Below are 26,858 nucleotides of genomic sequence, written 5' to 3'. Positions count from 1 at the left end.
AGGCTAGCTGGCCTCGGCCTTGGGTGGCAACGCCGCTGCAAACTCGTCACGAGACGTCGGGTTCCCGTCAATCATCTCGTAGACGGCCTTAGAGCGGCCAAGGGTTTCCATTAGCGAGGATGGCACGGCGAAGGGTTGCCCGCCAATGTGCCAGCCATCGGTGTGAAGCTCCTCTATCAGAACCCAGGTAACGGAACGGAACGCCTCGGAGCCTTCGAACTTGACCATCACATCGGTGATCGCCTTCGCCAGCGCGTGTTTTTGGGTGCTTGTAAACACACCATCCACGAGTTTGATGTTCACAAAGGGCATCGTATTCTCCTCTGGTTTCTTTGGTTAGGGAAATTCGACAGGGCCGACCGCAACTAATCGAGCGCGACAACAAGCTTGCCGTTGGCCTTTCGGGTCTCGATTAGCTCGTGGGCGCTTGCAGCGGTCTCGAGCGTGAATGTCCTCGGATCGAGGCGCGGCGACACCTTCCCTGCCTCCACCAGTTTCGTAGCCTCCCGCATGATATCGCCATGGTGCTCACGCCCCTCACCGGTCAGGAGTGGGATCAGAGTGAAGACACCAGAGTAGGTAGCAGACTTGAACGAGAGGGGAGCCAAGGCATGAGCTCCCCAACCGAGGCAACTCACCACGTGTCCGAATCGGGCAACGGCCTTGAATGCGGTGTCCAATCCCGCGCCGCCGACAGAATCGTAAACGACATCGAATCCTCTACCGCCGGAGTGCTTTGCAACGTAGGTCTCCACGTCTTCGGATGAGTAATCGATCGGCGTTGCTCCCAGACTGCGCAGATAGTCTGCCTTGCTCCCCGAATCGACGGCACAGACGTCAGCTCCCAACGCCACAGCGATCTGGACGGCGATATGCCCAACGCCACCGCCGGCGCCAATTACGAGAACTGATTGTCCGGCCTGAACGTTCACTCGGTCGACGAGCCCCTCCCATGCGGTGATGAAGATCAGTGGCAGTGCCGCCGCTTCGCGCATCGAGATGTTCGACGGCTTGATTGCCAGAAGGCGCTCGTCAACCGCCGCATACTCCGCAAGCGATCCTTGATTGCCGCCCACACCTCCGGCCATCCCGTAGACCTCGTCACCGGGAGAAAACCTCGTCACACCCTCACCAACCTCCTTCACGACCCCGGCAAGATCGATTCCAAGTATCGCAGGCAATTCATGTCGGGCATGCGCCGCGGCTCCGGCACGGATTTTCGTGTCCAGGGGATTCACACCGCTAGCCCTGATACGAACCAACACCTCGCCAGACTTGGATACCGGATGCTCCAATTCAGAAATCCGGAAAGGACCATTCGCGGCTTCGACCACCGCTGCTCGCATCGTCGGCATCTCGCGTCTCCTTGTAGCGTTCGTCGGGGGAGACTGTGCGCCAACTTCCTGGTGGCGGAAATCATATATACCTTTAGATACGCGCTTTCGACGAAGTGGAAACCGAGCCCGGCGGTTGCAAGTTCAGGTTAGAGCTCTCGCCCTAATGGAAGATATGATTTCGGATTTTCAGCAGAGGTGTACCTTATAGGAAGAGCTGATCAGACATGATCGAGCGGGTCGTTGCCACTTGGTATCGGGAGCGAAAGTTTGAACAAGCTGCTCGACAAAGCCATCGTTGCTCATGGGGGGCTAACAAACTGGGGCGCACATAATGTTGCGAAGGCAACGGCTTTACTGGGTGGCGATTTATGTGTGAATTTTGGCGACCTGGCGCCTCGACAGATAACTGTGTTCCCGCATCTGCAACGAGCGATCATTGAACCCCTTGGATGCGTCAATTGCCGAAGCGACCTCGAACGCAACCGCTTGTCCATCCTGGGTGACGACGGCTCCCTTGTTACCGGAGTCGAGGACGTGCGTTCCGCGCAATTGCAATATGACTTCAAACTGCCAGTCGATGCATTGGTCGGAGTTTTGCTGGCATGCTCCACTGTTAGGTCGTTTTTGACCGCTCCATTCCATTTAATGCTGGAAGGTGTCGAGGTATGCGAACTGGTTCCCTGGAACGAAGGTGGAAACCAATGGCGGGTTCTCAGGGCCCAGTTGCCGCCGGACCTTGCAACCGCTGCCCGCGTACACGACTACTTCTTTGACGGCAACTTCCTCTTGCGGAGGCATGACTACCATGTCGATGGCGACGCGGGCATAACCATCACGGAATTGCTTTCTCACTACGAAGAGTGTCATGGGGTCAACATACCAACGAAGCTACGTGGGTACCCTCGCCTAGCAGACCTCACGCCCGATTTGTCTCGCTTGATGATATCCATTGATGTAAGCGGTCTGGAATTTTCGGTCGCCTAGAGTTCGCACCCGACCACGCACTTGCAGGGGCCGGATATGGTGGACACTGCTGATTTCCGCCTCGGTGAAAAGGAAAATGCGATGAAGGACCTCACGCGCTGTGTCGTGACACCCAACGTAAATGCCGAAGGCTTCGCAACGCTCGGGGTTGGAGTGCATCGTGCCTCAACGATCGTCTTCGACACCGCCGAGGATAGCGCAAACCGCGGACAACGCGGACCTGACGGCTACAGTTACGGTCTTTACGGAACACCGACCACCAGAACGCTCGAGGCAAAACTGACAGCTCTCGAGAACGGTGCCAGAACATTCCTCGTACCCTCGGGCCAGGCGGCCAACGCGATTGCGATGCTTCCATTTCTCAAGGCGGGTGACGGCATCCTCATAGCCGATTCTGTGTACCCCCCGGTGCGCGATTTCGCCAATACGGAACTCGCGCGCTTCGGTATCGAGGTTGCCTACTACGATCCCGTCGATCCATCCGATCTCGTCGCTAAAATCAACGCCAGAACCAAGATAGTCTGGTGCGAATCTCCTGGGTCGACGACAATGGAAGTCCAAGATCTACCCATTATTGCGGACATAGCCCATCGGCACGGGGCACTGGTTGGCTGCGACAATACCTGGGCGACACCTCTGAACTACAAACCCCTGACGCTCGGAGCAGACATCGTCACAGAGGGGCTGACCAAGTACATTTCGGGGCATTCAGACGTACTGCTGGGATCGTTGACGGTCCGCGATGAACAACTAACCGCTCCGATACGGTCAACGCTCGGACGAATGGGGATCTGCGTGTCACCGGATGACGCCTCTTTGGTCTTAAGAGGACTAGAAACGCTCGGCGTTCGCATGAGACATGCAAGTCAAGGTGCCCTGCAGTTGATCGAAACGATACAGGCAGCGGAAATCGTGGAACGTGTTATCCATCCAGCATTGCCGACCGATCCTGGCCATTCGATCTGGAAGAGGGACTTTCTTGGGGCGTCAGGTGTCTTTGGCGTCGTTTTCAAAAGAGGCCTGTCCGATCGCGTCTCGCCTTCTCTCAATGTGCTCAAGACATTTGCGATAGGGGCATCCTGGGGCGGAACGCGCAGTCTCATTGCGCCCATGCCTGTCAAGGCCTACCGCACCGTGCGGAGGTGGGACGCAGATGATCTCGTCTTGCGCATAAGTGTTGGCCTTGAAGATCATCAGGACCTTGTCGATGATATCGAAGCGCTTCTCGCCGAGATTTCCAGATGATGACAGCACGGACACTTGGGCCTCCTGGCTCAGGCGATCTGGCTCTGGTATGCCGGCTTAGCCGAGTCCTGCAATTCACATCGAGGCAGGTCTTCGTCGCCCACGATGGCCTCAGGCAGCTTTCGGGAGTGCCTGAGCATGAACCGAATCTTTCTTTTCTCAACCGAACCTCCGTTCACCCAATTGCGGGTTTCCCTGACAGGGCCAAAGTGGGCTGAGCCTCAATGTAACCGCTGAGGTTGTCATGAAGCCTTTGATTTGACGGCATCCATCACTCGCGTGGAATAAACGAGTCCTGCTCCAGCGTTGACGCCAATAGCCGTCCCGAGCGCCTCGGCGATCTCTTCGCGCGTCGCACCCGCTTTAAGCGCGGCGTCGGTGTGAACAACGATGCAGCCATCGCAGCGCAGCGAGACCGCAGCCGCTAGAGCGATCAGTTCGTTGACCTTGCTACCCAGCAGATTGGTTTTACGGGCCGCTCCGCCGATTGCCTGGTAGCCTCTGATCACGTCCGGACTCAGTGCGGCGATTTCGCCTACCCCCGCAAGCACCTGCTGATGATAGGCATTCCAATCGATCATAGACATCACATACCCTCGTGATTTCGCAACTCAGACGCCATGATAGACAAGGCGCGTGAAGAACTCGGGACTGATGACGAACTGCCCCCACTTTGCGTCGAAGTCGGCAGTCGGTTTCGCGGCAATGATCTCGTCGATGGGCTTTCCCTCGGACTTCAGCTTTGCCACATTTCCGCGGATGTCGACGAGCATCGTACGGTAGTCACTTAATTCGGACTTTTTGCTGAGAGGCTGACCGTGCCCCGGTATGACAACTGTCTCTTCGGTGATGTTAGAGAGAATGTCTTCAACCGCCTTGATCTTGCCGTCGATCCCTCCACCAGTCGAATAGTCGATGAATGGGTAAATGCCGTTCCAGTACAGGTCTCCGGTGTGGACGACATTTGCGTCGCTGAAGGTGACCGAGATGTCGCCGTCGGTATGCGCGTTCGGATGGTGCTTCAGCATCAACGTTTCCTTGTTGAGCTCGAGCGACATTTCGTCGCCGACCGTCTCCGACGGCACCGCGGCGAGCGGCGGGCGTGGAAACTCGAAGTCCCAGTCGTCCACCCTTTGAACGGTCATCAGATGTTTCCTGGTGTTCTCGTGCGCGCGGATCGCGGCCCCTTCGGCGTTGAGCCACTCATTTCCATCCGTGTGATCGAAATGCCAGTGTGTGTTGATCAGGTGCTTGATCGGCTGTTTTCCGAGGCCGGATAAGGCATCGAGTATGCGAGGACGGGACGCGGTTATGCCTCCATCGATCAGGACCTTTCCGTCGCCCCCGGTCAGCACTGCTATGTTCCCGCCTGAACCTTCAAGGATCGAAACGCCCGCCTTAGTTTTGTGAACCTTGATCGGCGCTTTTGCCGCTTCGTCGCGGATCATGTCCACGATACCTTGGGCTTTCGCGAAAACCTGCCGGGGACTTAGCCAGCCTCCGGAAACCGCGAACGTGGAGGCTGCCATGCAGCATAGACAAAACCCGCGGCGAGAAAATTTAAAGTCCTGGGTCATCACAGATCCTTTCGGAAACGGGCGGGGCGGCTCCAGGGAGCTTGGGGTATCACCTGAAGCCGCCTTTCCCGCCGGGCGATCATGCCTGGAAAAACGCCAGCAGATCGGGATTGATGATATCGGGATGTGTGCTGCACATACCGTGCGGCAGCCCCTTGTAGACCTTCAGCGTACCGTGCTTCAGTAGCTTGATCGACAAGAGGGCAGCGTCGGCGATCGGAACGATCTGGTCATCGTCGCCGTGCATTACCAGAACCGGAACATCGATCTTCTTCAGGTCGTCAGTGAAGTCTGTCTCCGAGAAGACCTTGATGCATTCATAGTGCGCGATCGCTCCGCCGATCATTCCCTGCCGCCACCAATTCTGGATCAGCCCCGGGAACACCTTGGCGTCCTTCCTGTTGAAGCCGTAGAAAGGACCCGTGGGAACGTCGAGGTAGAACTGCGCGCGGTTGGCTGCGAGTTGGGCGCGGAGATCGTCAAACACTCCGATGGGCAAGCCACCCGGATTATCGTCGGACTTCAGCATCACCGGTGGGATCGCCGAGATTATCACTGCCTTGGCCACCCTACCCTTTCCATGCTGGGCAACGTAGCGAGTGACTTCGCCGCCTCCTGTTGAATGACCCACATGGATCGCGTCACGCAGGTCGAGCGCCTTTGCAAGCTCGGCGACGTCGGCCGCATAGGTATCCATGTCATTACCGGTCGCGGTCTGCGTGGAACGGCCATGGCCGCGCCTGTCGTGCGCGATTACCCGGTAGCCCTTGCTGAGGAAGAAGAGCATCTGGTTGTCCCAGTCATCGGCGCTAAGCGGCCAACCGTGATGGAAGACTATAGGCTGGCCCGTTCCCCAGTCCTTGTAGAAAATCTGCGTTCCGTCCTTGGTCGTGATCGTGCCCATTGTCTTTTCCTCGGCTGATCGTTGCTGTGTCTGTCCACTCGCGGTCGATACCGGAGCAATTGGTGAAAACCCAAGGAGGGAAGCTCCGACAGCTCCTGCGGCGCTGCCCAATACGGCGCGACGTGAGATCGGAGGAAGCTCTGATTTTCGTTCTGCCATGACCTACATCCTTCAGTGGGCCATCGCTTGGACGGCGGCTGGGACAGCGACTTCGACGGGATTTCAATCGCGTGCGTCGGTCGCTTTCGGTGTTTTGAATGTTAGACAGGAGACCCCGCTCGGCCAATCATATGTTTCCGTTAGTCGTGGAGGCGCAACTAGCCTGATCTTATTGATCGAAGTATAGTTTCACCGAACTCCAATGGTGCCAACCTGGGAGAATGTCGTGAGGGTGCATCAAGTACGGCAATACGCACCTGCACTTGCTACGGGATGCGCCGGAACTGCTCTGGGGATAATGGAACAGGAGCCGTACGGTGCGTTGTTCCTAGCCCTTGCGGCACTCATGCTTGTCAAACGCAGGCAGGTCGCTGTGGCAATTGCGTTGCTCTTGATTGTCGTCGGCGCTCTGATCGTTTCCTATCGTCCGATGGGTTCGCCTCCATAGCCCGACCGACGGCATTTCTGTTGTGTGCCCTGGGCGCCTTCTGGCTTGCGAGCATTTGGCGAGCGCGTGCTGATGTCGACCAACACCTGCAAGACGCGAAGTTGATCGTGGAAAGCATGCCCGGCCTAGGTTGGGCCACCGACGCCAAGGGAAACTTCGTCTACGTGAATCCAAGCGTCGTCGAGTACGTCGGCAAGCGGACCGACGAATTCAACGCGACAGGGCGAACAGGGCTGGAGGCCGTTCACCCGGACGAGGTCGAGCGCGTAACCGAGGCTTGGCTTACGAGCATGCGGACCGGTACCTCCTTCGAGTCAATTCATCGCATAAGACGGTCGGACGGCGAGTATCGCTGGTTTCACGCTTACGGCCGCCCCCATGTCGATAAGGAGGGCAACACACTCGGGTGGTTCGGAACAACAATCGACATCGATGAGAAGAAGCGCGCTGAGCAGCGGCTGGAGGATAGCGAAAGGCAGCTTCAAACACTGATCGATACGATGCCGGTGATGATATGGTGCGCCTCCCCGTCGGGCGTGCCGATCTACCAGAACCCCAAGACCCTCCAGTACCTCGGAGCGACATTCGAAGAGATCAGGGCGAACAATTTCGGTGTCGTTCATCGGGATGATGTTGAAGGTTTCCAGTCGGCGTGGGCGGCCTGCGTCGAACGAAAGGCATCGCTCTCACTGGTCTGCCGATTGCGATATAAGGACGGCACCTACCGTTGGAACAGGATCGACGCGGCCCCGCTCCTCGGCGAGGACGGTGAAATCATCGAGTGGTATGGGACCAACGTCGACATCGAGGAGCTTCATCGGACGCAGGAGGAACTCCGGGCGAACGCCGACCGGCTGAGATTGATGCTCGACACGCTTCCTGCCTTTGTGTGGTGCGCGAGTCCGGAGGGACAGCCCACCTATTTCAACGAGCCATTGATGAAATATTCCGGGGTGACGCTCGAGGAGCTTCGTGGGGTAAACGGTTCAGGCTTCGCGCCGATGATCAGCAGTCTCGTTCACCCGGCGGACGCGCCTTTTTTGCGGCATCGCTTTGAGCAAAGCTTCAAGTCCGGCGAACCCATTGCACTGAAATACCGCCATCGTTTGGCCGACGGCCAATATCACCTTGTCGACTGCAGGGCACGTGTCCTGCGCGACTGCCAAAGCAGGCTCTTTCAGTGGTACGGTGTCATTGTCGACGTAGAGGAAGAAACCCAGGCGCAGGCGCAGCTTCAGAAGGCCCAACATCAGCTTGAACTCGCGACACGTGCCGCCAGTCTATCTGAGTTATCCGCTTCAATTGCCCACGAGTTGAACCAACCTTTGGTGGCCGTCGTCACAAACAGCAGTGCCACCGAAAGCTGGCTCAGTGCGATGCCGCCAAACATCGACAGGGCGAAATCCAGTGCAAGAAAGGCGGCAGATGCCGCGAACGACGCAGGCGAAGTGATCAGCAGGATAAAGGCTCTCTTCAGGCAATCGGGCGGGGTGAAAAGCCCGGGAAACATCAACGAGGTCATCGAGGAAGCCTGCACGCTGCTGCGCGAAAGGATTTCGGGTTCGAAATGCGATCTGCGAACTCGCCTGGAGCCGGACCTGCCGACGGCGAACTTCGACAGGGGCCTCATCCTCCAGGTGCTTGTCAATCTCATTCAGAACGCGATGGATGCGATGGCGACATTGAACGGGGCAATACGATTACTGGAAATCCGCTCGCGGTTCGATGACGGGACAATCCTCGTGGATGTGCGGGACAGCGGGGTCGGGCTGCACGACAATGAGAAGATATTCGAACCATTCTACACCACGAAGCATAACGGCATGGGGATCGGGTTGTCGATCTGCCGAAGCATCGTCGGCGCACACGCCGGAAAGCTATGGGCTTCGCCCGCGGAGCCCACCGGCACGGTATTCAGCTTTGCACTCCCCTTGTCCGGAGAATAACCGATGTACAGTGAGGATCATGCAGTCTTCGTGATAGACGACGACAAGCGCGTCCGGGACGGCCTTTCCGAGCTCCTGGAATCGTGGCAGGTCAACGTTGCGACGTTCGCAACGGCGCAGGAATATCTGGATGCCCCAAAGCCCCAGAATCCTTCATGTCTCGTACTCGACATACGGCTGCCAGATATCGACGGTTTCGAGCTCCAAGCGCGGTTGGCGGATGAACCGCATCCTCCGATCATTTTCATAACGGGCCACGGGGACATACCGATGACGGTCCGCGCGATGAAGCTGGGCGCAGTCGATTTCCTTGCGAAACCGTTCAGGGAGCACGACCTGCGCGCTGCGATCGAATTGGCACTCGCGCGCGACCGCGAGGCGCGACACGATCGAGCCGCACTCAGTGAACTACAATCTCGGCTGGAATGCCTTTCCGCCAGGGAACGCGATGTCCTCCCACTCGTTGTAAGTGGGTTAATGAACAAACAAGGTGCCGCCCAGCTTGGAATAAGCGAGATCACCTTCCAAATCCATCGAGGCAACATGATGCGCAAGATGCATGCCGACTCCTTGGCCGACCTGGTGCGGATCGCCTCCAAACTCAGCATACCGATTACGCACTCCCGACATGGAAACTGACGAATGATGGCGCAGGCGAGCCATACCTTTGCAATTGTGGATGACGATAAGCGGGTTCTTGAGGGGCTGCGTGAGCTTCTTGAGTCCGTAGGTTATCTGGCCCGTACCTATAGGTCGCCGACGGCTTTTCTCTCGAGTGGAGACCTCTCCGCGTGTGACTGCGTAATCACGGATATCAGCATGGGCTCGATGGACGGGTTCGAGTTGGAGCAGGCGGTCAGAGGCCGGGAACCTGAAATGCCGATGATACTGATGACGGGTCGCAGCGATATCGATGATCGTGGTTTCGCGGGAGCCGATGACCGCAGGGTTTTCATGCGAAAACCACTGAACAGCAAAGTGCTTCTCCAGGCGATTACGCGGCTTCTTGCATTTCGGCAATGATCGGATCCGCCGATCCCGAACCGGTTTCAGCGAGACTTTTCTTGTATTGGCTGGGCGCGGTCCCCATTACCTTTCTGAAGGCCTTGGTGAAGGCTGCCTCGGACTGGTAACCCACGCTCCGCGAGATGACAGAAAGCTTGTTTGCATTCCCCTCAATCAGTCTGGCAGCCTGGTAAATTCGCCATTCTGTCAGATACGATAGCGGAGCTTGTCCGACTAGATCCTTGAAGCGGGCGGCGAAAGCTGAGCGCGACATTCCAGCCTTACTTGCGAGTTGACCCACCGTCCACGGCACTTGTGGCTCCGCATGCATGGCTTCGACCGCCAATGCCAGATTCCTATCGGAGACGGCCGCCAGCCATCCAGTCTTTGGCGTCGACCGTTGTTGCGCAAACGCGCGGATCGCATGAACGAAAAGCAGTTCGAACAGGCGTCGCACGACGGCATCCGAACCCAGCCCAGGAGCATCGGCTTCTGCCGCGAGCAACTCAAGCACCGACTGGAACTGTTGGCTCCGGCTTTGCTCCGATTTAAGGTGAAGCAATCTTGGTAGCACCTTCAGCAAGGGCTGGGCGTCAAGCTTTTCGATCTCGAAAAAGCCGCTGATGAAAGTCGTCGTCGCGCCACCTCCTCCGAACTGAATGCGGTTGCCCACCCGAAGGGTCTCGACATCAAGACAGTCCGCCGTGCGCGAGTCTGCATGATCGTAGACCTGGTAAGGTTCGTTCCCGAACATGATGAAGACGTCGCCTGCGCGCAACGATACCGCATGGGGGTTTTCCCGTGTGGTCAGGACGCCAGATCCGCGGACCACGAGAACGAATTTGATCGCCGGATCACCGTCCGAGGCAACGCCCCAGGGCGCAGTCGCGTCCAGCGTCGTGAACTTCGCTTTCCTAATTCGCATCGAAGAGAAGATGTCGGTCAAAGGGTCCAACTAAACATTCCTATTATGGACGATCGAGCCAAAACTTGGGACGATCGAGACTGAAGGCTCTTGCTGTTCGTCGCTATATGGTGGCCCGAAAAGGAGATTCCAATTGCAAAACCATCTCGCTCTGGTCGAAACCATACGCACGTTGAAAGCACGTTATTGCCGATACGTGGATACGCAGAACTGGCCGGAATTCGCTGCGTTATTCGCACGTCATCCATCGATACGCTTTATAGGCGAGGACGGTGTCACAGCCGCCGCGTTTGACTCCATTGATGAGTTCCTGGCCGTCACCAAGAACTACCTCGCTGGGGTCCGGACAATCCATCAGGTCCACAATGACGAGATCGACGTGGTCTCGGAAACGGAAGTCCGCGCCATCTGGTCCATGGAAGACTACCTGATTTTTCCCGATGTCAATGATGGCCGTCCCGCCTCGATGCACGGGTACGGCCACTATCACGAAACATGGCGGCTCGAAGGCGGACAGTGGCGCTTGGCGCACCTGGAGCTTCGCCGCACGATCCTAGAAATCAAGCCGAAGGAGAATGCGGCATGACCACCAATCCCATCAAAGTCGGCATCATCGGCGTCCATCCGGACAAGGGCTGGGCCACCACCGCCCATATCCCCGCCCTGAAAGCCTTGCCTGAGTTTCGCATCGCGGCTGTAAGCCACAACAGGCCCGAAATAGCTCGCGCGTCTGCCGAGAAGTTTGGCGCGGATAACAGCTATGGAACGACGGATGAGCTGGTGAATGACCCGAACGTCGACCTGGTCGTCGTGACCGTCAAGGTTCCACATCACCTTGAACTCGTCACCCTGGCCCTGGAAGCAGGGAAAGCGGTTTTCTCGGAGTGGCCGCTGGGCATGAACCTGCGCGACGCCGAAAAAATGCTAGCACTGGCGAAGAGCAGGAATGCATTTACGGCGATCGGGCTTCAAACGCGTTCGGTTCCGGCCATCAACTTCATCAAGGATCTGATCAAGGACGGCTATGTCGGCGAGGTCCTGTCTGTTTCCATGATCGGTTCTGGCATCATCTGGGGTGAGGAGATCAACGAGAGCTACCTATACACCCTGGATATGGCAAATGGAGCCTCGATGTTCCACGTGCCGTTCGCGCACACGCTCGACGCGACCCTCTACGCCCTCGGGTCGAGACTGAAGTCCATCAGCGGCGCGCTGTCGAACAGCCGAGCGATGACGCGAATAGCGGAGACGGGGAAAGAAGTTCCGTTGACAGCGCCAGATCAAATCATTGCCGCTGGCTTGCTCACGAACGGCGCAGCCCTCAGCGCACATTTCCGCGGTGGCCTCTCGCGCGGCACGAACTTCCATATCGAGATCAACGGCACCAAAGGCGACCTCATCCTGACCAGCCCCGTCGGCTATGTCGGGCTGGGCGGCTTCACTGTTAAAGGCGCACAGGGGGCCGAGCAGATGCAGGAATTGCCAGTGCCGCCTCTCTACGAGACCCTCGGCTTCGAGGATGGGTTCAGCCAAAGCGTCGGGGTCGCCTATTCCCGCATCGCGTCTGATATGAGAAATCACACCAAACTGTCTCCCACATTCGAAGACGCTGTGAACCTGCATCGCGTTCTGGATGCCATCGCCTCTGGCAACGGGGAACGGCGCGATGTCTGAGAAAATGCAGGCCCTCGTTGTCACTAGACCCGGCGGACCCGAAGTCCTTGAGGTGCGCGAAGTCGACCGCCCTCGGCTAAGGGACGAGCTTGATGTTTTGGTCCAAGTGAAGGCAGCCGGGATCAATCCCGCTGACTGGCAGAACAGGAAGAACGGAGCCGTCTACGATAGCGACGGGAGGTCTCAGAAAGAGCCTACGATCCTCGGAATTGACGGTGTCGGCGTAGTGGTGGAGGCCGGACGAGAGGTGGTGAACGCCCGAGTAGGTGACGAGGTCTGGTACGTGGACGGCGGCTACGCCGGAAACCCGGGAAGCTATGCCGAATACAAGGTCGTCCGTTCAGACTATGTCACCTCGAAGCCGGAAAAGCTGACCTTCGTGGAAGCCGCTGCCCTGCCAGTGGTGGCCCTCACCGCATGGGAGGCCGTTTTCGAGAAGGCGACGGTAAGCCCAGGTGATCATGTCCTGGTCCACGGCGGCGCGGGCGGGCTCGGGCATATCGCAATCCAATATCTCGCTTCCCTCGGAGCCAGGATCGCCACGACCATCTCGAACGAGGCAAAGGCGGAATTGGTGAGAGTGCTCGGCGCCGAACTCGTAATCAATTACCGGACAGAAAGCGTGGAGAAGGCCCTTGAGGCGTGGCGGGGCGAACCGGGAGCTAACATCGTGTTCGACTTTGTAGGACATGGCAACTTCGCAGAGAGCTTCAGGCATACGGCTGCCTATGGGAGGCTGATCAACACAGTAGTGTCGGATTGGCCCGCCGAGGGAAACGGGCAGGCCGAGTGGAAAAACCTGGACATCAGCTTCGTCAACATCGGTCTGCCGCAGATCAGCCGCCACCATGCACATCGCCTTCGCCAAACCGCTGCGCTCGCCCAGATCGCCGAACTCGTCGATCGAGGTGGCTTGCGGGCGCACATTGACAGGGTGGTACCCTTCACGGGTGTCGGTGAAGCGCAAAGGGCACTCGAAGCAGGCGAAACTCTGGGCCGCCCGGTCCTTTTGATCTCAGGTGGATAAAGCGATGAAACGATGGGAATATCGGCCGCAGGAGAGTGGTCTCGCGCTATGTGATGTCCCGATCCCGGAGCCTGGCCCAAGGAAGTCCTCGTCAAGGCGAGAGCGGTGTCTCTCAACTATCGGGATGCCGCCTTGATCGACGGAGCGATGGATTCCGGACCAGGCGGCGTTCTGGTCCCGGGTTCGGACATGTCGGGAGAGGTTTTCCGACTAGGACCGGATACCAAACGCTTCTCGATCGGGGACCGTGTTATCTCCGCGGATACCTTGAACTGGATCGATGGCCCCGCTCCGCGTTCGAGACCAATAGCTCCCGCTTCTTGGGAGGCTCGCCGAATATGTCTGCGTGCCCGAAGAGCGCCTTGTTGCTCCGCCGCAAAATCTCACACATATCGAAGCAAGCACTCTTCCCGTCGCGGGACTGACGGCATGGTTTGCGCTGGTTGGGCTCGGCCACGTAAGAGCCGGCCAGACCGTTGTAGTCCAGAGTACGGGAGGTGTCGCGTTATTCGCAATTCAGTTTGCCGTTGCGCACGGCGCGCGCGTTATCGTGGTGACGAGCAGCGACAGACGCCGTGGGACTTTCGCTTGGCGGGCTCGCGCGCAGCAGTGGCGGGAGCTTCATCCTGCAAGCCCTCGGAAGCAAGGTGACGGTCGCGAACGCCGCGCATATTGCCGAACTCAACCGAACGGACCTCGATGAATTTGCGGAGGCGATGAGGCGAAAGAACGTTGATCCGACGGATCTGCTTCAGTGGTGCTTCAAGGGTCCTGATGGCCTGGAGGAATTGGTTCATCGCTTGCAGCAATCGAAACCTAATATGAACCCATGATTGGTGGGGACCGCCCCGATGTGTAGCTTTATTCAAGCGGGCATCTTTCCACAGTGGGAAATCGTAAGCCGCTCGCGCCTTATTCGCCAACAGGGGAGCCACGACATGTCAGATGCCAAGCACGCAATCACTATCGATGTCCCGGTTGAACTGAAGTCTGTAAAATCCGTGCACAGCATCGGCTCGCTTCAGTTCGAAGGCGATCTGCCTGCCGCGATTTTCCACCTTCAACTCATCACGAACGATATCGCGGACTGGGGCGCTGACTCCGAAGTGATAGTGGTATTCCACACGAACGCGGGACACCTCACTTTGCATGACGAGGCGTACAACGACTCACGGAAGATCGCAGCCGGAAATCCCAACAAGAACCTGATAGCCGATTTGGTGAAGCGAGGTGTCAAGATAGAGCTCTGCGGGGCCACCGCGGAGGCGAACGGCTGGGGCAATGCGGACCTACTTCCTAACGTGAAAATTAACACGGATGCGATGGCGCGTACCATCCAGCTTGTTCAACAGGGATTCGTGAAAATCACGGAGGCGTAATGGCGTAGCGCTCCCCTAGGGCAGCCCGTATCAAAGGAATGCAAGTGTCGCCCCGTCTGATGCAGGCCAGCTATTGGCCATTGCGTCACTTGGTCTTTGAGTACATTAGCAAATCGTAGAAGGTCATGGATAAAAGTTCGCTATTGCTTTGCAAAAGCAAATATGTGCTCCACTCGCTGTTGCAAGCGGATAGTACGGTCCGGATTGCGGCGCCAGAACCCGCTTAGGCGCTTGCTTGAAGCATGGACCGCACCTCAGCTGTCGGGCGAAATGAAAATGCATGAAGCCGGGAAGCATGCTGACAACCAAAGCGCGCGAAGGCTCATCCAAACGTCTCCAGACGGGACGCCGCAACATCCGCAAGGATCGAAAGTCCCAGCGACGCAGAGTCTCGCGCAGGGCCGAACAGGCCGATCGGTGCCTTGATGCGTGCGAGTTCGATTTCGTTGTGACCCAGTCTCAACAATTGGTCGACGCGCTGTCGGTGCGTCCGCCTGCTCCCCAGAGCGCCAAGGTAAAAGCAAGAGGTTTGCAACGCGGCCTCAAGAACCGGAATCTCTTGTTCGAGGTCATGGTGCAGAAGCAGCACGGCCGAAAACGGGTCAACTAACTCTCGGATCAAACTCGATCCCTTGTCTGGCGCCAAAACGGTTACCTCAAATCCCGAACATTCGGCGAGGCGCGCAACACTTCGCACGTCGAGCGTCTGCCCTGAGATGATCACTTTTGTGCGGGGACGATAGATGGTCGAAAAGCTGTCACCTACCCATCCCGCCCTGTCCGCCGGTAGGGCCACGGCCAGCAACTGCTGTCGCTCAGGCGAGTACCGGAGACTGATGGCGTGGCGTTGCTTCAGGTGTTCGAGGGCTTTCTCGATTTCTTCGACTCGTCGCAGGACGTGGATCGAGACGGTTATCCCGCCTCCGCAAGGAAGCACAACGTCGAGGAATGGGGATCCTTCGCCGAACATCACGGTACGATCGCGTTCGTCAGCCATGGCAAGCAGTGCTTCAGCGGCAACCGCGGCTTCGACACATCCGCCGGAAACATATCCGGCAAAGCGTCCGTCGCTTAGGATGATCACCTGAGAGCCGAGTGCACGAGCGGCGCCGCCCCTGATTTGGACGAGTGTTGCTATCGCAACCTGCCCTTCCCTGGAGGCGTCAGCGGCAAACGTGAGGAGTTCAATCGGATCATCCGTGAGAAGGGCTCTGACAGGTGTTGGCAGAACGTCAAGTGAAATATCATTCACATTAGATTCCTTCGGTCGAAGGCCGCCACCTCCCCGGCGCCAGGTTTAAACACAAGAATGGAGATAGCGGCTTGCCGCGCAGCGTCCTCAACTGCGCGGCAACGGCGTCCCGGGCCGTATAACCCGCCCGACAACTAGTCTAAGTCTTAAACCCGCAATAACGCCTTGATCGCGCGGCGTTCGTCCATCGCACGGTAACCTTCTGCGACGTCAGCGAGGGGAATTTCGAGATCGAAGACCTTACCGGGGTTAATCTCCCGGTTAAGCACCAAATCCATCAAGTACGGAAGATAGCGACGAACGGGAGCCGGGCCGCCCATCAGGCTCTTCTGGGCAAAGAACAAGGTCTGTCCGTCGATCTGAACACCGTGCGGAACTCCGACGAAACCGATATGCCCGCCGGGACGAGCGCAGTTCATCGCCTGCGTCATCGCCTCCTGCGTCCCCACGCATTCAAGAACGGATTCAGCCCCCACACCACCTGTCAACTCTTTGACCCGTGCGACACCTTCGTCGCCTCGTTCCGAGACGATATGCGTGGCACCGAATTCGAGCGCGAGATCCTGACGAGTCTTGTGCCGGCTCATGGCGATAATCTTCTCAGCCCCCATTTGCTTGGCCGAGAGCACGCCCATCAGACCGACCGCGCCGTCGCCGACGACGACGGCCGTCGAGCCGGGCTGGACGCGCGCGGCGTCGGCTGCATACCAGCCGGTGCCAAGAACATCCGAAACGGCCAAAAGGCTCGCAATGAGATCGTCTTCCGGCATCTCCGGCGTTGCCACCAGGGTGCCGTCAGCAAGAGGAATTCTGGCATATGGCGCCTGCGCACCAGACATGAACTCCCGCTGTTCGCAGGAGGACGGAAAACCGAAGCGGCAGTGGGGGCACGTATTGTCGGAAATGCAGAATGATCCCACGACGAACTGGCCTGGCTTCACCGTTTTGACGTCTTCGCCGACTTCGACGACGACGCCACAATATTCATGGCCCATGTGTGTCGGCCCGCCCACCGACTGGAGCCCACGGTAGGGCCATAGGTCGGAGCCGCAAACACAGGAAGCCGCCAACTTGATGATAGCGTCGGTGGGCTTAAGAATTTTTGGTTCGGCGACCTCCTCGCAACGGATATCGCCTTTGCCGTGCAGAACCGTAGCCAGCATGCTTCACTCCCTTTCGATGGCGTCAAGACAGGCGTTCGATGCGAAGCGGAAACTCGCCGCGCGTAAGCAACGGCTCGATGCCGCCATCAATGCGACCGAGCCGGATGAGATCTCTCGTTGAGATGTAATCGCCGTGGAAGAAGGCAAGATTGCCCCACGGGATGTAGTAGCAGAGGTCGCCTGCAGCCTCGTTGGGGAAAGGTCCTCTTGCTTCCAGATGGAGCTTGCGCGGCAGATAGGCGATTTTCTCGTTGGAGAAATCCGAGAACGTCAGATCCAGCGGAAGCATCGAGGCGAAGTCACGGGCAGACGGACTGTCATTTAGTGTCACCGTAAAGTCGTGATCAGCGAAGATGAAACGTGCCTTCATGTGTGTCTGCTCCTCAGCCCATGCGAGATGCGGCAAGGCCGTGCCGACGATACCCGCGCCGAGCAGAGTGCGGCGCGTCATCGAGGTGGCTTGCCGTTTCATTTTGAACGCTCCCAATCCATCCACGCCGCAAAAGCTGCCGCCGACGATCCAAGCAGGAGAATGCCTGCCAATGCGAACGAACTCCACCATCCGCTCCAGTCGAACAGGAATCCGCCAGCAGCCGCGCCAACGGTAATGGCAAACTGGATGACGGCGACCTGCAGTCCCCCGCCTGCCTCTGCATCATCGTGGAGTACCCTGCTCAACCAGGTTCCCCAGCCGACGGGCGCGGCGGTGCCAAAGAAGCCCCAGGCAATCAGGAGGGCCGCAACGGCAATCTTCGCCGAGCCAAATGCAATCAGCATTGCAGCTATCGCTGCCATGACAAGGGGAATACCAACCACGATCGGGTAAAGGCGCGTCGAAAGCAGCGAACTGATGCTCCAGGTTCCTACCACGCCGGCGAGTCCCATTAACAAGAGCACCAGAGACAAGGCGGAAACGGAGTAGCCGGAGACGGACTCGAGGAAGGGTCTGAGATAGGTGAAGAGCGCAAATTGCCCCATGAACAGCAGCAGGATTGCTGTCATGCCGATCGCGACTTGTCTGCGCTTGAGCAGGTGGAAAACATTGCCGGCGGCGCTCCGTCGACGCGGCGGCAGCGAGGGCATGCTCAGCCACTGCCAGACAAGCGCGATCAGCGCCAAAGGCACCACGAAGAAAAATGCTCCGCGCCATCCAATGTAGTCGCCCAGAAAGCTGCCCAGCGGTGCGGAAATCGTCGCCGCAATCGCGTTCCCAGCGTTCAATATCGCAAGCCCCTTCGGCACAGCGGTGGCGGGCAGGAGGCGCATGACAATTGCGGTGGACATCGACCAGAAGCCGCCAATTGCAATCCCAAGCAGTGCACGACCGATCATCAGGACTGTGTAGTTCGGGGCAAATGTGACGATGAGGCCTGAAGCGACCAGCAAGACCGAGAACGATGACAGGACAACCTTGCGATCGATGCTCCGGGTGATCCCTGCAATGAACAGGCTCGTCACCACGGCGAACAGCCCGGATATCGAAATTGCCTGTCCTGCCTGGCCTTCCGTCATGACAAGATCGCTTGCAATCGGCGTCAGGAGACTGACGGGCATGAACTCTGAAGCGATCAGTACCGCGACACAAAGTGCCATCGAGACGACGGCGCCCCAGGCCGCGGCGGGTCTCGTCAGTGTCTCTTCGTACGTCACGTGGGTCATCAGTTTCGCCCTTCAATTCAGCGAGTTTTCTCCCGTGCGAAACTGATTAGCACGGTGGAAGAAATCGAATTAGCCGACATCGTTCACTTGCATTAATCGAAGAGGCGCATAAATCCGCGAACCAACGAAGTGCGTGGTGGCGGCGCCGAGCAATGCCGCCGCCACCCCGCATGCTTGCCTGTGCCTAGCGCGAGCCGAGGAACTCGATGATCGCACGCCGCTCTTCCACGTTGTTGAAGCGTTGCGTCATCCGCGTGCCCCGGACCATCGCGCCCGGGTTTGTCAGGAACGTATCCAGCGTTTCCGTCGTCCAGGTCACTCCCGATGCCTTGAGGGCGGGAGAATATTTGAAGCCCTCATCACTTCCGGCCGTCCGTCCGACGACCCCCTGCAGATGGGGCCCAACGCCGTTGCGAGTGGTGGCGATCTGATGGCATGTGCCGCAGCGTTGCTGGAACAGCCGCGCTCCAGGCGCGGCATCCGTCTCCTGGGAATAGCCAGGCGCAACACTACCGGCCACGATGAGAGAAGCCAAAGAGGCCAGAACGAGTGTCTTCAACCGTCAACCTCCTTGAGATCGAATTTGGACATCGGCAGGCTTCGAACACGCTCGCCGGCGAGGACTGAGAGGGCATTGGCTACGGCCGGCGGAACGCCGGGCAGACCTGGCTCGCCAATACCACCCATGGGCGCACCGCTCTCGACGATCCGGACATGAACCCGCGGCATGCGGTCTGGCGTTAGGATCTGATAGCCGTCGTAGTTTCGTGCTTGCGGCACGCCGTCTACGTAGACGACTTCCTCAAGCAGAGCCGATGAAAGTCCAAGGGCAACGGCCGAGTTCATCTGCGCTTCGATAATTGCAGGATTGACGATGCTGCCGGGATCGATCGCCACCCAAACGTCATGTACGGCGATTTCACCATCGCGCAACGACACCTCGGCGATCGTCGCCACTTCGCTGCCAAACGGCGAGGCCATAGCGACGCCTCTCGCGCGCCGGGTGCCGTCTTCGGCAGCGAACGGTCCACGTTTCCACCCGCCGGAGAGATCGGCCACGACCTCCAGCAGCTTCCTGTGACGTGGACTGCCAGCCAGGAGACGGAGGCGCAGTTCGTAAGGATCCTGCTGACCTGCATCCGCCATCTCATCGAAGAACGTCTCGTAGAAAAAGTCGTTCATCGAATGGCCGACAGAACGCCAAAAGCCGATCATCGCGGGGTCGTCAACATGGATCTGGCCGACACGTCGGTTGGGGATCGCATAGACCTTGCCGGCTATCCCCTCGACGGCGGAACTGTCGACCTTGTCGGGTTGGCGACCGAACCACCGGCCCGTGGGCCCCTCTCCGACCGCAACGGCTGAGAGTGCCACCGGCGTGCCGCTGGCATCAATTCCGCCGCGGAAACGGACTGCAGCCATCGGCCGGAGCGCATCGCGCAGGAATTCCTCCTCTCGGCTCCAGAGGAGCTTGATCGGGCGTCCAACCGCCTTGGCAAGCAGAATTGCCTGGGGATACGGGTTCGCCGTCTGATAGAGAAAGTGGCGTCCGAAGAAACCGCCCAGCATCGGTGAGTGGATAATGACCTTTTCTGGTGCGATGCCGGCGACCTTCGCGGCATCGGCCTGGAACATCTCCGGTGCCTGGTTGGGGAGCCATAGCTCGAGAGATCCGTCCTCGTTCCAGCGCGCGAGCGCCGATGGCGGTTCAAGCTGTCCATGCACGAGATAGGGTGCGTCATAGACCGCTTCGATCACACGCGCCGCTCCCGCAAGCGTGCCAGCCGCATCGCCCTCCGTTTCGAAGGCTACGCCATCGCCGGATGTGGCTTTCAACTTCGCCATATGCGCTTCGGAAGAGAAGTCCGCCGGCATGGGGTGCGACATCCCGGAAGCAGCCTCTGTCCAACTCATCTGCAAAGCCTCGACAGCGCGGCGCGCACGCCACCAACTGTTGGCGACCACTGCAACAGCGCCGGGTAGCTTATGGATGGAGTGAACGCCGGGCATGCCACGCACGTCCGCTTCGTTCTGCATCATCTCGGGCTCGCCGCCCAGGCGCGGGCTGTGCTGGACGGCGGCATAGAGCATGCCGTCGATCGTCTGGTCGATCGAGTACTTCGCCTTGCCCGTCGATTTATCGCGCGCGTCAAGCCGCGCGAAAGGTTTGCCAATCCAGCGGAAGTTTGCCTGATCACGGAGCGCGACATCAGCAGGCAACGGCAACGTCGATGCGTCGTCGGCTATCTCGCCATAGGGAACTGCGCGACCCGAAGCGGCGTGGACCACTCTTCCCGGTTCCGTCGAAAGCTCGGACGCAGGCACACCAAGCTTTGTCGCGGCCGCCTGCAGCAGCATTTGCCGAGCGGATGCACCGAGCTTGCGCATCGTGTCGTAGCTCATGCGGACCGACATGCTGCCGCCCGTGAACCGCCCGCCACCGGTCAGGAGATAATCCGGGCCGGGGGGAGCGCCTTCCACGACGAAGTTCGCCGGATCGACGTCCAGTTCCTCGCCGACGATCTGCGCCATGGCGGTAAAGATCCCCTGGCCTCCTTCAATGAAGGCACTGCGGAAAAGTACCGTGCTGTCGGGCCGGATTTCCAGGAATGCCGCAACCCGGGAACCTGGCGTGACGGACGCCGGAGCGGCCGCTAGTGCGCGGGTTCGAGCCGCCGGAAGCGTCACGCCAAGAACAAGCGCGCCGAGCGATGCGCCAAGAAAGCCGCGTCGGGATACCTTGAAGGGTTTGCCGTTCTCGGTGGCCTGAGCTTCGGGAATGATGGGTGTCATGTCGTTCATGGTTCACCTCCGATCAAGCTTGCGCGGCATCGCGGACAGCCGCCGCGATCGCGTTGTAGGTGCCACAGCGACAGAGGTTGACCATCGCACCGGCAATGTCCTCGTCCGTCGGCTTCGGGGTTTGTTTCAAGAGCGCCGTTGCCGCCATGACCTGACCGGACTGGCAGTAGCCGCATTGGGCGACCTGGTTGGCCACCCAGGCCTCAACGACCTTTTGACCAACCGGGTCATCAGCAACCGCCTCGATCGTCATGATGTCGGCGCCGGCGACGCTCTCAACGGGAGTGACGCAAGACCGCGTCGCTTGTCCATCGACAAGCACGGTGCAGGCGCCACATTGGGCGAGTCCGCAACCATACTTCGTGCCCGTCATCGCGAGTTCGTCGCGAAGGACCCAAAGCAGCGGTGTGTCGGGTTCGATGTCGACCTGGTGTTTGGTCCCATTGATGGTGAGTTCCATGGCGGTCTCCTTAGGATGCGCACGACGATCTCGAACGAAACTGTCTCAGCACAGACGCTAACAAAGGAGACGGCTATGGATTAGACGCCATGCTTCGCTTACATTTATCGACACGCACCATAAATCGACCGAGGCGGACCAAGCGAAAATCGATGGCCAAGGAAGACTTCAATGACCTGCTATGGTTCCTCGCCGTTGCCGAGGAGCGCAACTTCACCAAGGCAGCCGCCAAGCTTGGCATAACCCAGTCGACGCTCAGTCACACGATCAAGCGGCTCGAAACCCGGATGGGGCTGAGACTGCTGACCAGGACGACGCGAAGCGTTGCCTTGACTGAAGCCGGGGATCGCTTGTTTCATTCGCTGTCGCCGAGAATATCCGCCATCAGGAGCGATCTGGCGGCACTTACGGCGTTGCGCGACACGCCGTCGGGTACGATCAGGATCACCCTGTCGGATCATGCGCTCGAAACCATCGTCTGGCCCAAGCTGAAACCGATCCTGTCGAAGTACCCTGATATCAAGATTGAGCTCAGTCGTGACAATGGCCTGCGCAACATCGTCGAAGACGGCTTCGACGCAGGTGTTCGGCTCGGCGAAAGCATCGAAAAGGACATGATCGCGGTCAGGATCGGACCCGACTGGCGGATGCTCGCCGTGGCCTCTCCGCGGTATCTTGCAGATCGGCCGATCCCGGAGCATCCACAGGATTTGATGCAGCACGACTGCATCAACATGCGCCAGGCAACCGGCGGGGGTCTCTATATCTGGGAGTTTGAGAAGAACGGCCAGGAGCTTCGCGTCAGGGTCGACGGACAACTCGCGTTCAACACCTCCTATCCCATGGTAGACGCCGCCTTGGAAGGTCACGGCATAGCCTACTTGCCGGAAGATCTGGTGACCGACCATATCGAGGCCGGACGTCTGGTCGCGCTGCTTTCCGACTGGTCGCCGCCCTTCTCCGGCTACTATATCTACTATCCGAGCCGGCATCAGAACTCGCCGGCATTCAAGGTGGTGGTAGACGCCTTGAGATATCAAAGGTCGTAGTTCCGGTCACAGAAAGGATTCGATCCACTTGCCTAGACTGTGCTGGGACGGAGTGTTGACGGCGGCTCGCTACGCTTCGCCTATCCTGCCTGTGCGCCCGCGGAAGGTACCAGACGACGATCGGTCGCCGACGCCCGCGCACGAAGTGCATCTGATCGGGCTGCAGCTCCTCGATTGTGGGCGCTAGATTCGTCGCGCTTTGCGCCCGTGCCGCGATCAGCAGATCCTCGCTGACCGCAAGGGACGTCCCGATTGTGCGCGTCAACCGTTCGAGCCTGCTCGCAACATTCACCGTGTCGCCCAGCACCGTGTATTCGAGGCGCCGCTCGTCTCCGATGTTTCCGACGATGACCTCGCCGTAATGGACGCCGATGCCGACCTCGATTGGGTATTCGCCAGAAGCGAGCCGCTGCTCGTTCCACTGCCGGACCTGCTCCAGCATGTCCCGCGCGCAAGCGAGCGCTCGCGCGGCATCGTCCTTCCGGGGACGAGGGGTGCCAAAATGCACCATGATTTCGTCTCCGATGTACTTGTCCACGGTCCCGCCGTGGGCAAAGGCAACCGTCGCCAGACGTGCGTGATACTCCTTCAGCAGTTTAACGAGATCCTCTGGTGCAAGCCCCTCCGAAATCCTGGTGAATCCCACCATATCGGCAAAGAGGATCGCGGCCGTCTGGAGCGAAGGCTCTCCAAATCCGCTCGTCCCGCTGGACAACTCGCGGACGATGTTCGGGGAGAAGTAGCGCGACAAGGCGCTGCGCTGGGCCTCCGCCGCGACCTGCTTACGAACAAGCCGGCGCGCGCGCCAAACAGCGATCGCGAGGATAATCGTCACGAGCACCAAGAACATCATCTGATAAGAGAGATTTATCAGGCTCACGGAGCGCGGATCGAGCACCAGCGCAATGATCTCAGCATCACTCAACCCGCCATCGAGCAAATCTCTCCCGTAGGCGATGGAATCGGGCCGCATCGCGACCCAGCAGTAGGCGATGTTCCAGACGACGATGGTAACCGCGCCGCTCCAGACGACGAGGGCTGGCGAGTAGGTGAGCGCCATGCTCACCAGAAACACACCTAGATACAGGAAATTCGGTAAGCGAAGATTGAGCTGGGACGTCCAGCCTTCGACGGCGAACGGCGAAGGCGTGACAAAGATGTAAGTCAATATCGCTGCGTCGATGACGACGAACGACCATGTCGCCACTGTCGCAAAGCGACTGCTGCGGGCAAGGCCAAAGGAAAGTGCATTGAGCAACCCGAAAGCCACGATGGCAGCCACATATAGGCCCGAACGGTCGAGCGGGACGGCAAAGATCGCCCCCAGCGCGAGCGTTCCCAGCGCGACCAGCCGGCCCCAGAACATGTAGGCAAGGCCCTCTTTTACTTCACGATCGATAGCATCGCCGAGCGCCTCCGCGGAGACCACGGGGCCGGTTGCCTTACCTGCCAAGTGACGTCGGGCGCGCCCCATCAGAAGGGCAACGCATCGCCGCGTTGTCGTCCAAGGCTTCAACACTGGCTCAAAACGGGTTTTCATCGATCCTCCCGTTGGGTTGTGTGGCTTCGCGGCGATTGCTGGCGGTCAACGATCAACCTGGAAGAGACAGTACCTTCGATCTGGCTGCGCGATTAGCGCCGGAAATGCGCATGCGCTTATGAAGCGGATCGATCAGTCGGCTGATGATCTTCATTCGACCGAGCGGCACTCATGGACTGGGCGCATGACGGCAAGCGAAGTGGCAGAGGTAATCGGATGCTGCTCGACCGTTTATATTGGTCGGTATCGAACGGCTTGAGCAGGAACGAAGGCCCCTCGAGCCCGATCATGTCAAACCGGAAACAGGTAGCCGGTGCCAACAGTCGAGAGAACGAAAGAATGTCGCGGTTCAATCGTCAAATCTTTGCGCTCTTGCTCGCAGCCCATTCGGTCACATTGCCCACCATGTCCTTTGCTCAAACAAAGGATCGCAATCCCACGTCAGTGATCGGTACGGTCGTGCGGTTCACCGATGGTGCAACGACGGTGGACGTAACAGTTGGCGAAGACAGTCCAGCAGTGCGCGACTTCCTTTCGATGCTGCCGCTCACACTCAAGCTTGAGGAATTCGCCGGCCGCGAAAAAATCAGCTATCTGCCCCGTAAGCTCAAGCACATCGGCTCGCCCGGATCAGACCCAGAAGACGGCGACCTCATCTACTTCGTCCCGTGGGGAAACCTCGGCTTTTACTACAATACAGCCGGCATCGATTACTCAGACCAGACGCTTCACATCGGGACCTATAAGGCGTCGCCGGGAACTCTCGAGAAGCTTGCGGACCGGCCGGTTACGGTCGAAGTTCTCCCATAGCAAGTTGGTTGGCCACCGCGCATACGACGAGGAAAACGAAAGCAGCAGACGCCGTAGTGCACGGTGCGCCAAACCTTTGCTGGCGGGACATCAAACTGGCAACTGCCCCTGACTGGCACCGCGGAATGCCCGCTCCCGGTTGCCACACCCACGGCTCGCATCCTCCAGCTGAACTGCACGAGGCCAAATCGCCTTATTCCCATAGATACATTATGCGATCTTGAGTGGCAGCCGGGTACATTCTAATTTGAAGTGCGACATGCCAATGATTTCAATGGTTTCCCCTTGGAGATTTTGGAATGTCGCAACACTATTCGCAACTGAATCTGGCCGATCGACGCCGCCTCTTCCACTTTGTCGAACGCAAACTGCCGATCAAAGAAATGGCGCGCGAACTCGGCCGTCATCGAACGACGATCTATCGCGAGATCAGACGCAACACCTTCCACGATCGCGAGCTGCCCGACTATAGCGGCTACTTCCCAACAGTTGCTGACGACATCCGCAAAGAGCGGCGGCAGCGTTTGAGGAAGCTTGTACGGCACCCGCAATTGCGTGAACTGGTGATCGAGCAGCTGAAGGCGCTGTGGTCCTCGGAACAGATCGCCGGTCGTCTGCTCGCCGATGGCGTTAGCGCCGTGCGGGTCTGCACCGAGACGATCTATCGCTTCATCTACGGCAAGGAAGATCAGGCGCTGGAGCTCTATCAGCATCTGCCGGAAGGCCGCCGCAAACGCCGCCCCCGTGGCTCGAGGAAACCTCGCGACGGCACTTTTCCTGCTGACTGCAGGATATCGCAACGTCCTGATTTCATTGGTGATCGTTCGCAGTTCGGCCACTGGGAAGGCGACTTGTTGATCTTCCAACGTGACTTGGGCAACGCCAACCTAACCTCACTGATCGAGCGCAAGAGCCGCTACACCGTCATGATCAAAAACCAGAGCCGGCACTCACGACCGATCATGGACAAGATCATCGAAACGTTCTCTCCTTGCCAGCCTTTGCCCGGCAGAGCTTCACCTTTGATCGCGGCACGGAGTTTGCCGGATTCAGGGCTTTGGAAGATGGCATCGGCGCGCGCAGTTGGTTTTGTGACCCCAGTGCGCCGTGGCAGAAGGGTGCCGTGGAAAACACCAACAAGCGCATCCGACGGTTCATGCCAGGCGATACCGATCTTGCAGCCGTGTCGCAACGCAAGCTCATCCAGCTTGCTCGCAATCTCAACGACCAGCCGCGAAAGTGCCTCGACTACAGGACGCCGGCCGAAGTGTTCCGGGCACATTTGCAAGATGGAGGCTGAAGCCCTACCCTCAAAACCGGCATGATGCACTTCGGTTAGGATCTCCCCCGACCACGCCTGATTGTGGACGAACGTAGTCGGGCACTCACATGTTGGGATAGACCGGTCCCTCGCCGCCCTGCGGCGGCACCCAGTTGATGTTCTGGTTCGGGTCCTTGATGTCGCAGGTCTTGCAGTGCACGCAGTTCTGCGCGTTGATGACGAAGACCGGCT

At 58.7% G+C, this 26,858-nt stretch carries 26 protein-coding genes and 2 pseudogenes; 13 read left to right on the top strand and 15 right to left on the bottom strand.

The genetic code is table 11. The annotated features are described in order from the left end of the window. Positions 1-3: 3 nt before the first annotated feature. Positions 4-312, bottom strand: a complete 309-nt coding sequence (locus BKP54_RS31055) for a 4-oxalocrotonate tautomerase family protein (RefSeq protein ID WP_084815396.1) — start codon at positions 310-312, stop codon at positions 4-6. Between the two features lie 53 nt (positions 313-365). After that, the gene (locus BKP54_RS31050) at positions 366-1,355 is read right to left on the bottom strand and encodes a zinc-dependent alcohol dehydrogenase family protein (RefSeq protein WP_084815395.1); all 990 of its coding nucleotides are present in this window, start codon (positions 1,353-1,355) and stop codon (positions 366-368) included. Positions 1,356-1,604: 249 nt separating this feature from the next. On the opposite strand from BKP54_RS31050, the gene BKP54_RS31045 reads away from it, so the two are divergent. Further along, entirely contained in the window at positions 1,605-2,321 is a 717-nt protein-coding gene (locus BKP54_RS31045) for a hypothetical protein (protein ID WP_084815414.1), read from the top strand. 81 nt (positions 2,322-2,402) lie between these two features. Then, positions 2,403-3,566 carry an aminotransferase class I/II-fold pyridoxal phosphate-dependent enzyme gene (locus BKP54_RS31040; protein WP_084815394.1) on the top strand — a complete coding sequence of 388 codons (1,164 nt, stop codon included), beginning with the start codon at positions 2,403-2,405 and terminating at the stop codon, positions 3,564-3,566. Positions 3,567-3,808: 242 nt separating this feature from the next. Here BKP54_RS31040 and BKP54_RS31035 read toward each other — a convergent pair whose 3' ends face one another. From BKP54_RS31035 to BKP54_RS31025, 3 genes are all read right to left on the bottom strand, one after another. Next, positions 3,809-4,153 carry a carboxymuconolactone decarboxylase family protein gene (locus BKP54_RS31035; RefSeq protein WP_025431008.1) on the bottom strand — a complete coding sequence of 115 codons (345 nt, stop codon included), beginning with the start codon at positions 4,151-4,153 and terminating at the stop codon, positions 3,809-3,811. Between the two features lie 24 nt (positions 4,154-4,177). Beyond that, a complete protein-coding gene (locus BKP54_RS31030) occupies positions 4,178-5,143 on the bottom strand; it encodes an MBL fold metallo-hydrolase (protein ID WP_025431009.1) in 966 nt (321 codons plus the stop codon). Between the two features lie 79 nt (positions 5,144-5,222). Then, positions 5,223-6,047, bottom strand: a complete 825-nt coding sequence (locus tag BKP54_RS31025; RefSeq protein ID WP_025431010.1) for an alpha/beta hydrolase — start codon at positions 6,045-6,047, stop codon at positions 5,223-5,225. A gap of 505 nt (positions 6,048-6,552) precedes the next feature. On the opposite strand from BKP54_RS31025, the pseudogene BKP54_RS31020 reads away from it, so the two are divergent. The 3 genes and pseudogenes from BKP54_RS31020 to BKP54_RS31010 all read left to right on the top strand — a co-directional run bounded on the left by BKP54_RS31020 (position 6,553) and on the right by BKP54_RS31010 (position 9,623). Continuing rightward, positions 6,553-8,600 (top strand): annotated as a pseudogene (locus tag BKP54_RS31020) (PAS domain-containing protein). Positions 8,601-8,603: 3 nt separating this feature from the next. Beyond that, positions 8,604-9,239: a response regulator gene (locus BKP54_RS31015; protein WP_025431012.1), complete on the top strand. Its 636-nt coding sequence runs from the start codon at positions 8,604-8,606 to the stop codon at positions 9,237-9,239. Positions 9,240-9,242: 3 nt separating this feature from the next. Next, complete coding sequence (locus tag BKP54_RS31010) at positions 9,243-9,623, top strand: response regulator (RefSeq protein WP_025431013.1); 381 nt, start codon at positions 9,243-9,245, stop codon at positions 9,621-9,623. On the opposite strand, the gene BKP54_RS31005 is transcribed toward BKP54_RS31010, so the two are convergent. Beyond that, positions 9,595-10,560 (bottom strand): AraC family transcriptional regulator, encoded by a 966-nt coding sequence (locus BKP54_RS31005; protein WP_084815393.1) that lies wholly within the window; start codon positions 10,558-10,560, stop codon positions 9,595-9,597. The genes BKP54_RS31010 and BKP54_RS31005 overlap by 29 nt on opposite strands. A 103-nt stretch (positions 10,561-10,663) precedes the next feature. Here BKP54_RS31005 and BKP54_RS31000 point away from each other — a divergent pair, with 103 nt between their 5' ends. The 5 genes from BKP54_RS31000 (at position 10,664) to BKP54_RS30975 (ending at position 14,610) form a co-directional block, all read left to right on the top strand. Then, complete coding sequence (locus BKP54_RS31000; protein WP_025431015.1) at positions 10,664-11,116, top strand: nuclear transport factor 2 family protein; 453 nt, start codon at positions 10,664-10,666, stop codon at positions 11,114-11,116. Beyond that, positions 11,113-12,204, top strand: a complete 1,092-nt coding sequence (locus BKP54_RS30995; RefSeq protein WP_025431016.1) for a Gfo/Idh/MocA family oxidoreductase — start codon at positions 11,113-11,115, stop codon at positions 12,202-12,204. Before BKP54_RS31000 ends, BKP54_RS30995 begins: the two co-directional genes overlap by 4 nt. After that, positions 12,197-13,231 carry a zinc-binding dehydrogenase gene (locus BKP54_RS30990; RefSeq protein WP_025431017.1) on the top strand — a complete coding sequence of 345 codons (1,035 nt, stop codon included), beginning with the start codon at positions 12,197-12,199 and terminating at the stop codon, positions 13,229-13,231. The genes BKP54_RS30995 and BKP54_RS30990 overlap by 8 nt, the downstream gene beginning before the upstream one ends. A gap of 575 nt (positions 13,232-13,806) precedes the next feature. Next, positions 13,807-14,064 (top strand): hypothetical protein, encoded by a 258-nt coding sequence (locus tag BKP54_RS30980; RefSeq protein WP_025431018.1) that lies wholly within the window; start codon positions 13,807-13,809, stop codon positions 14,062-14,064. A gap of 105 nt (positions 14,065-14,169) precedes the next feature. Further along, entirely contained in the window at positions 14,170-14,610 is a 441-nt protein-coding gene (locus BKP54_RS30975; RefSeq protein WP_025431019.1) for a DsrE family protein, read from the top strand. Positions 14,611-14,932: 322 nt separating this feature from the next. Here BKP54_RS30975 and BKP54_RS30970 read toward each other — a convergent pair whose 3' ends face one another. The 7 genes from BKP54_RS30970 to BKP54_RS30940 all read right to left on the bottom strand — a co-directional run bounded on the left by BKP54_RS30970 (position 14,933) and on the right by BKP54_RS30940 (position 21,946). After that, on the bottom strand, positions 14,933-15,862 hold the full coding sequence (locus tag BKP54_RS30970; protein WP_084815392.1) for an XdhC family protein: 930 nt from the start codon (positions 15,860-15,862) through the stop codon (positions 14,933-14,935). Positions 15,863-16,008: 146 nt separating this feature from the next. Further along, positions 16,009-17,025, bottom strand: coding sequence for a zinc-dependent alcohol dehydrogenase family protein (locus BKP54_RS30965; RefSeq protein WP_025431022.1), 1,017 nt, complete (start codon positions 17,023-17,025; stop codon positions 16,009-16,011). 22 nt (positions 17,026-17,047) lie between these two features. Beyond that, positions 17,048-17,497: a cyclophilin-like fold protein gene (locus BKP54_RS30960; RefSeq protein WP_245317944.1), complete on the bottom strand. Its 450-nt coding sequence runs from the start codon at positions 17,495-17,497 to the stop codon at positions 17,048-17,050. Continuing rightward, positions 17,494-18,684, bottom strand: a complete 1,191-nt coding sequence (locus BKP54_RS30955) for an MFS transporter (RefSeq protein WP_084815391.1) — start codon at positions 18,682-18,684, stop codon at positions 17,494-17,496. Before BKP54_RS30955 ends, BKP54_RS30960 begins: the two co-directional genes overlap by 4 nt. Before the next feature lie 184 nt (positions 18,685-18,868). Then, positions 18,869-19,243, bottom strand: coding sequence for a cytochrome c family protein (locus BKP54_RS30950; RefSeq protein ID WP_025431025.1), 375 nt, complete (start codon positions 19,241-19,243; stop codon positions 18,869-18,871). Next, on the bottom strand, positions 19,240-21,486 hold the full coding sequence (locus BKP54_RS30945; protein ID WP_025431026.1) for a xanthine dehydrogenase family protein molybdopterin-binding subunit: 2,247 nt from the start codon (positions 21,484-21,486) through the stop codon (positions 19,240-19,242). The genes BKP54_RS30950 and BKP54_RS30945 overlap by 4 nt, the downstream gene beginning before the upstream one ends. 13 nt (positions 21,487-21,499) lie before the next feature. Further along, positions 21,500-21,946 (bottom strand): (2Fe-2S)-binding protein, encoded by a 447-nt coding sequence (locus BKP54_RS30940; protein ID WP_057210704.1) that lies wholly within the window; start codon positions 21,944-21,946, stop codon positions 21,500-21,502. Positions 21,947-22,098: 152 nt separating this feature from the next. Between BKP54_RS30940 and BKP54_RS30935 the strand changes: the two genes are divergently transcribed. Then, entirely contained in the window at positions 22,099-22,995 is an 897-nt protein-coding gene (locus BKP54_RS30935) for a LysR family transcriptional regulator (protein ID WP_084815390.1), read from the top strand. Here BKP54_RS30935 and BKP54_RS30930 read toward each other — a convergent pair. Continuing rightward, entirely contained in the window at positions 22,955-24,535 is a 1,581-nt protein-coding gene (locus tag BKP54_RS30930; protein ID WP_084815389.1) for an adenylate/guanylate cyclase domain-containing protein, read from the bottom strand. The two genes, BKP54_RS30935 and BKP54_RS30930, sit on opposite strands and share 41 nt — an antisense overlap. Before the next feature lie 216 nt (positions 24,536-24,751). Between BKP54_RS30930 and BKP54_RS30925 the strand changes: the two genes are divergently transcribed. Together BKP54_RS30925 and BKP54_RS30920 are read left to right on the top strand one after the other, a co-directional pair. Beyond that, entirely contained in the window at positions 24,752-25,345 is a 594-nt protein-coding gene (locus BKP54_RS30925) for a cyclophilin-like fold protein (protein WP_245317942.1), read from the top strand. Between the two features lie 299 nt (positions 25,346-25,644). Continuing rightward, positions 25,645-26,645: pseudogene (locus tag BKP54_RS30920) on the top strand (IS30 family transposase). Between the two features lie 85 nt (positions 26,646-26,730). On the opposite strand, the gene BKP54_RS30915 reads toward BKP54_RS30920, so the two are convergent. Then, on the bottom strand, positions 26,731-26,858 hold a 128-nt coding region (locus BKP54_RS30915), incomplete at its 5' end, for a 4Fe-4S dicluster domain-containing protein (RefSeq protein WP_143347948.1).

The organism is Ensifer sp. 1H6 (assembly GCF_001976035.1).
Classification (GTDB): Bacteria; Pseudomonadota; Alphaproteobacteria; order Rhizobiales; family Rhizobiaceae; genus Ensifer; species Ensifer canadensis.
Note: the sequence above shows the minus strand (reverse complement) of the source record. Positions and strands in the feature narration are given on the sequence as shown.